Source organism: bacterium (assembly GCA_021108215.1).
GTDB lineage: Bacteria > Oederibacteriota > JAAXVQ01 > JAAXVQ01 > JAUVAV01 > JAIORK01.
On record JAIORK010000034.1, the window covers coordinates 21,848 to 28,230 of the forward strand.

At 45.7% G+C, this 6,383-nt stretch carries 6 protein-coding genes; 5 read left to right on the forward strand and 1 reads right to left on the reverse strand.

The features are described 5' to 3' along the window. The first annotated feature begins 60 nt into the window (after window positions 1–60). The 5 genes from K8S19_07895 to holA all read left to right on the forward strand — a co-directional run bounded on the left by K8S19_07895 (window position 61) and on the right by holA (window position 5,861). The gene (locus K8S19_07895; protein ID MCD4813597.1) at window positions 61–603 is read left to right on the forward strand and encodes a hypothetical protein; all 543 of its coding nucleotides are present in this window, start codon (window positions 61–63) and stop codon (window positions 601–603) included. A 226-nt stretch (window positions 604–829) separates the two neighbouring features. Beyond that, window positions 830–1,375, forward strand: a complete 546-nt coding sequence (locus K8S19_07900) for a hypothetical protein (GenBank protein ID MCD4813598.1) — start codon at window positions 830–832, stop codon at window positions 1,373–1,375. A gap of 403 nt (window positions 1,376–1,778) precedes the next feature. Continuing rightward, on the forward strand, window positions 1,779–4,259 hold the full coding sequence (gene leuS / locus K8S19_07905) for a leucine--tRNA ligase (GenBank protein ID MCD4813599.1): 2,481 nt from the start codon (window positions 1,779–1,781) through the stop codon (window positions 4,257–4,259). Between the two features lie 58 nt (window positions 4,260–4,317). Further along, window positions 4,318–4,830 carry a hypothetical protein gene (locus K8S19_07910; GenBank protein MCD4813600.1) on the forward strand — a complete coding sequence of 171 codons (513 nt, stop codon included), beginning with the start codon at window positions 4,318–4,320 and terminating at the stop codon, window positions 4,828–4,830. Then, window positions 4,830–5,861 (forward strand): DNA polymerase III subunit delta, encoded by a 1,032-nt coding sequence (holA, locus tag K8S19_07915; GenBank protein MCD4813601.1) that lies wholly within the window; start codon window positions 4,830–4,832, stop codon window positions 5,859–5,861. Before K8S19_07910 ends, holA begins: the two co-directional genes overlap by 1 nt. Window positions 5,862–5,945: 84 nt before the next feature. On the opposite strand, the gene rpsT is transcribed toward holA, so the two are convergent. Next, entirely contained in the window at window positions 5,946–6,203 is a 258-nt protein-coding gene (gene rpsT, locus K8S19_07920) for a 30S ribosomal protein S20 (protein ID MCD4813602.1), read from the reverse strand. Window positions 6,204–6,383: the final 180 nt, after the last annotated feature.

Consider the following 6,383-nt stretch of genomic DNA (forward strand, 5'->3'; position numbering starts at 1 on the left):
CACAGGCTACCCGGCGTGTTCGCAATGGCACGATAAGATCGTGCGGAAGGAAACTGATCATTGGCTAAAACCAAAGGAACCGATGTTGTTGCATTACGAAAGCTTTTCGCCGGAGTCGGCGAAGAGAAGCTGGACGCTTTTCGTGAAAAACTTGCTCCCGAATTATTTTCGGTTTTTGAAAATATAATACACACCAGCTGGACCCCGATTCAAGAACAGACGGATATCTATGAAGCTGCCGCACGGGTGCTGTTTCCCGGTGATCCGGAACGGATGCATACCTTGGGAAAAGCCATGGCGGCCCGCAGCTATTCAACGGTGTATAAATTATTTTTGCGGATTCCCACGATCCAGTTTGTGCTTAGCCGGGTGGCGATTATGTGGCGTTCTTACCATGACAAAGGTGAGGCCACTGTTGAAGGGTTTGAGAATAATCAGGGTATTTTTATTGTGCGAAAATATCCTGATTTGCCGAGAAAAATGCGGGTGGTCATTGGCGGCCACCTGGAAATCCTGCTCGAATTGACCGGTGCTAAAAATATAAAAATTTTGGTGAGGGACAATGATCCTGATGCCTGGCATTGGGACTGCTTATGGGAATAATCCTTTAAAAACAGGGATATTGTTGCGGCGGCGGTCTGGAGCCTCCGTGGGTTTAAATCGTGTGCGCCGGTTGTTTTCCAGGAAAACAATCAAGTTCCCTTATCAGTCAACCGAAACTTTGAAGGAAAGACAACCCGCATGGAGCCGGATAAAATCCAGGGCAGCTTGTTTAAGTCAGGTTGAAAGTTACAGTAGAATAAATTATTTTTAATAGAAGGACCGTAAAATGCATAAGATGAAAGCGACGGATATTGTTGTTCTTAAAAAATTATTCAAGGAGTTGGATGGGTCCTTAGAAGCGGCGTATATCGAAGCGCTCCCGCCGCAATGGCGAGAAATCTATGATAATGTCATTTTTACAACAAAGTTACCGATTGATATGGTGGATCAGATGTATCATTTGGCTGCTGGTGTACTCTATCCCGGGGCGGCGGATAAATATATAAAATTTGGAAAACGCGTTTCTGAAAAAAGTTTTTCATCGGTTTATAAAATTTTTATGCGTATTCCGACCCGGAAATTTGTTATCAGTCGTGCGCCGGCAGTATGGCAGTCGTACCATGAAAAAGGTCAGGCATCCATTGAAAACTTGACTGCGCTCAGCGGTGATTTCGTGGTTGCGAATTATCCCGAATTGCCAAGGGTTTTAAGGCTGGTTGCCGGCGGTCATCTGGTGAAAATGTTGGAGCTGGTCGGCACCCGGAATGTCCATGTTGAGCATCTTAAAAAGAATCCGCAAGAATGGCGTTGGCACATCAGCTGGCAGGTCTAAGCAGCATTTTTTCAGAAATTTGAATAGTCTATTATCCATTTGACCCTCTGTTTTTGCCTGTGCTATAATCCACCGAATTTACAAGGAAAAAGCTTTGCTTGCAGCAGGGTGTCACACCATTGCTTCATATATATATATAGTTTGATGACTGTTTTAAGTTGAAATTAATTAATAAAAAAAATTATAAAAGCTTGAAAACAAATTTGCGATCCACCCTTTGCGCTCTATTGAACGAGTACGGCAAAGGACTGGGAGTTTTTTTTGATTAGGTTTGGAAGTCAAAATATAAAAATAAATGATTTTAAGTTTTTTAAAATCGGCGTAATCTGTGTAATCTGTGGACAGGGTTTTAATTTTATTTTGATAAGAATGGTTACAGATCCTTTTGTGGAGGCATTTTAAAGTGGACGATAGTTATTCTTTTTATGATTTAGAGACCAAATGGCGGAAATTTTGGAGTGACCACAAAATCGCCAATGTGACGGAAGCGGGGGATAAACCGAGTTATTATTGCTTGGTGATGTTTCCTTATCCTTCCGGCTCCAATCTGCACATGGGCCATGTTCGCAATTATACCATTGGGGATGTGATTGTTCGTTACAAGATGATGCGCGGGTTCAACGTGCTTAGTCCGATGGGGTGGGATGCGTTTGGGCTGCCGGCGGAAAATGCAGCGATTAAAAATAATATTCATCCCAACACATATACCCGGAATAACATCGGTGTTATGACGGACCAGTTAAAAGCATTGAATATTCTCTATGATTGGGACCGGGAACTGGCGACCTGTGATGAAGAATACTATCGCTGGACACAATGGATTTTCTTGAAATTTTATGAAGCGGGATTGGCGTACAAGAAAAAACATCCGGTTAATTGGTGCGAGACCTGTCACACCGTGCTGGCCAATGAACAGGTGATTGAAGGTGCGTGCTGGCGTTGCAAGCAACCTGTTGCGAAAAAAGATTTAGATCAATGGTATCTCAAAATTACTGACTATGCCCAACGCCTGCTGGATGATTTGGGAAAATTGGACAACTGGCCGGACCGGGTCAAGACCATGCAGGAAAATTGGATCGGTCGTTCAGAAGGTGTCGAGTTTGATTTGGAAATTGCGGGTTCGGATAAAAAACTTGCTGTATACACCACCCGGATTGATACGGTTTTCGGTATAACCTATATGTCTATCGCACCGGAGCATCCTTTGCTAAAAGAATTATTGGCAGGGAAACCGGAAGAAGCCAAGGTGAAAGCCTTTGCTGAAAAAGTTAAGTTGCAATCAGAAATCGAGCGGTCTTCAACCGAGAAACCCAAGGAAGGGATTGATACCGGGATTCGGGTGATTAATCCGGTCAATGGTGAGAAAGTACCCCTTTTTGCAGCAGATTATGTCCTGATGGAATATGGCACCGGCGCGATCATGGCGGTTCCGGCGCATGATCAAAGAGATTTTGAATTCGCTAAGAATTATAATCTTCCAGTCAAAGTTGTCATCCAATCAAAAGGAACACTGCTTGATCCGGTAGCAATGACGGAAGCCTTTATAGAAGATGGTGTGCAAGTGAATAGTGCGCAATTTGATGGACTTGCCAATCGTGATGCCATGCAGAAAATCGCATCCTGGATGGAACAGGAAAATATTGGGAAACAGGTGGTTAATTTTCGTCTGCGTGATTGGTTGATTTCCCGGCAACGTTACTGGGGATGCCCGATTCCAATTATCTACTGCAATGATTGCGGCGTTGTGTCTGTTCCGGAAAAAGATTTGCCGGTGAAATTGCCGTTGGATCTGCCATACCAGTCTGCCGGGATGCTGGAATCATCACCGGAATTTATGAATGTTCAATGTCCCAAATGCCAAAAAACGGCCAGACGCGAGATGGATACCATGGATACTTTTATTGATTCTTCCTGGTATTATCTGCGCTATACCTCGCCGCGTGATACGCAGTATGCCTTTAATCCCGAAGCGGTAAAATATTGGATGCCGGTGGACCAGTATATCGGCGGTATTGAGCATGCTATCTTACACTTGCTTTACTCCCGCTTTTTTACCAAGGTACTGCATGACCAAGGCTTGCTCCCTTTTGACGAACCTTTTAAGGCGCTGTTCACCCAGGGGATGGTACTCAAAGATGGTCAGGTGATGTCCAAATCCAAGGGGAATACAGTTTCAGCCGATGCGATGGTGAAGCAATACGGCATTGACACCACGCGGGGATTTATCCTGTTTGCTGCACCGCCGGAACGGGAACTGGAATGGTGTGATTCCGGAGTGGAAGGGATTTACCGGTTTTTAAAACGGGTATGGCATTTTTATCAACGCTGGCTCTTGGCAATTAAAAAAGCACCGGAAATACCGCCGGATACGATGACTGCCGAAGATCGTAAACTGCGGCGCAAATTACACCAGACGATTACACGGATTACGCATGATCTGGAAAATGATTTTAAATTCAATACGGCGATTGCCGCGATGATGGAATTGATGAATGAATTGAATGTTGTAAGCGGTCCGGATGAAAATTCGGCCAAAGGCCGGGATGCGGTGATACGGGAAAGTTGCCGTGATTTTGCCAAACTTTGTGCACCGTTTTTTCCGCATCTGGCGGAGGAACTTTGGTCGTGTATGGGATATTCTTCCTCGATCTTTCATCAAGCCTGGCCTGCGGCGGATATGCAGGCGGCGGAGGAGGAATCCCTCACCATTATTATTCAAATCAACGGCAAGGTCCGCAGCCGGTTGGAAGCGGCCCCGGGGACGCCTAAAGCTGAACTGGAAAAACAGGCGCTGGCGGATAACCGGGTTGTGGAAATGGCGGCCGGCCGGATGCCCAAGAAAATCATTGTGGTCCCGGATAAATTGGTTAATATTGTTTATTGATCCGCAGGGGCGACCGGCCGGTCGCCCCTGCGAGGACATTCAAACAGGAGGCGGAATTATGAAATTGAGTGCATGGGGAATTATCATCTTGGGAATGGCGATACTAACCGGCGGCTGTTCGGATGTGGCGGTGCGCCCCGGGCTGCCTGATTATATGAGTAAACTAAATTTGCCGATTTTTCAAAATACAACCAATCAACCTGATTTGGGCAATGAGATTACCCAGCAGCTCAATCAGGATTTCCTGGTGGATGGCCGCATGGATCTTACGGATGCAGAGCAGGCCAACGCGATTTTGCATGGAACCATTGTGCAGTATTTATTGGATCCTTTGCTTTTGGATGTGCATAACACACCGCAGCAATACAAAATGAGAATTATTATCCGGATATCCCTCAAAGATACCCGCGCTGGAAAAAATCTCTGGACAGAGGATGCGTTTGAAGAGAGCACAACCTATTATGTTGTCAACAATTTAGGCATTCCACCGGAGGATGAAATAACGGTACGGCGTCGTTTGGTGCAGCAGCTCACAAAACGTATTGTCACTAAGGTGATTGAGGGGTTCTAGTGGCCAAGAAAAGGATTTACTATACGGAATTTCGGCGTGATTTAGAGCGCAAAGGGGTTAACCCGGTTTATTTTTTTACGGGAGCGGAATCCTTTCTCAAGGAAGAAGGCATTCGGGCTATCGTGGATAAATCCATATCTCCGGAAGACCGGAGTATGAATTTCGAGAGCCTTTATGCCGGGACGGATGTATCGGGTCGGGAAATTGTGGCTCGGGCTTCGACCCTGCCTTTTATGGCGGAACGCCGGGTCCTGGTTGTTCGTCAGGCGGAAAAATGGCGTGCCGGTGATCTCACGGCACTGATGACTTATCTGGCGGATCCTTCGCCGGCTGCGGTTTTGATTATCTCCTCAGCCGAAGAACGGATCAAGCAGGCCAACTGGAAAGCAGCTGCAGAAAAAACATATCATGTTGAATGTTACCCTTTATTTGACAATCAGGTACCTGCTTGGGTGGAACACCGGGCATCCGAGCACGGTAAACGCATCACGCGTGAGGCGGTGATGTTGTTGATTGAGCGGGTGGGCCAGAGTCTGGCGGACATTGATAATGAATTAGGCAAGTTGATTAATTATACAGCACAGAAATCAGTGATTGAATCAGAGGATATTTTAGCAACCGCCGGACATACCCGGCAAAATACGATTCATGAACTCAATACAGCATTGGGGCGGGGTGATGCGCGCACTGCGATGGCCATGGTGTCGCAGGTGACGGATGAAGGTTTTAAACCGCCTCAAATTTTGGGTGCCATTGCCTGGCATTTTAGAAATATGCTCGCCAGTCGGGTAAGGATCGACAATGGGGAAGACCTGGATAAAGTGTTGATTTACATTCGTAATCCGCAGGCGCGCAAAGAGATGCAGACTCAGTTGCAGACATATCCGCAAGAAGGGTTTAACCGTATTTTTCAGGAATTGGTTAAATTGGATGAAGGCTTGAAAAGCGGGAAAGGTCATTGGGAAATGTTACTGGAGATGGCAATTTTAAAAATTTGCAGCAAGTATACGGTGCATGCACTTAATCCGTAACATGTTGTTTTGCAGGAGACTCGGAGCATAAAAAAGCCCGGCACCATATAGTGCCGGGCTTTTTTATGTGGCGTGTCCGGATTTTTATGCGCTGACCGGTGCTTTTTTTGTGCGGGAAATCCTTGATTTTTTGCGCGCACCGGTTTTCTTAGGAAGCAGACCGGACTGAACAGCCTTATCAATGACCTTATAAGCCTGGTTGAGTGCGGTTTTTTTAGCATCGCCCTCGGCGGTGGCAACCTTTTTGACCGCTGTTTTTAATTTGGATATTCCTATACGGTTAATTTCGCGTTGCTTATGGTTTTTTCGAACGTCTAAAATTGATGATTTAATTCTCGGCATGGAAAGATGCCCCTCCCTCGATAATGTCCTCCGGGAAACCCCGGCGAAATTGTTATTTAAAAACGTGGCAATTTAACACTTTGCATGACCAATGTCAAATAAAAAAGAGGTATTCATCATTGGCAGGTGAATTGTAACTTATAGTGCGACACATTCAACTCAGAAGACCTTTTTGCGTAA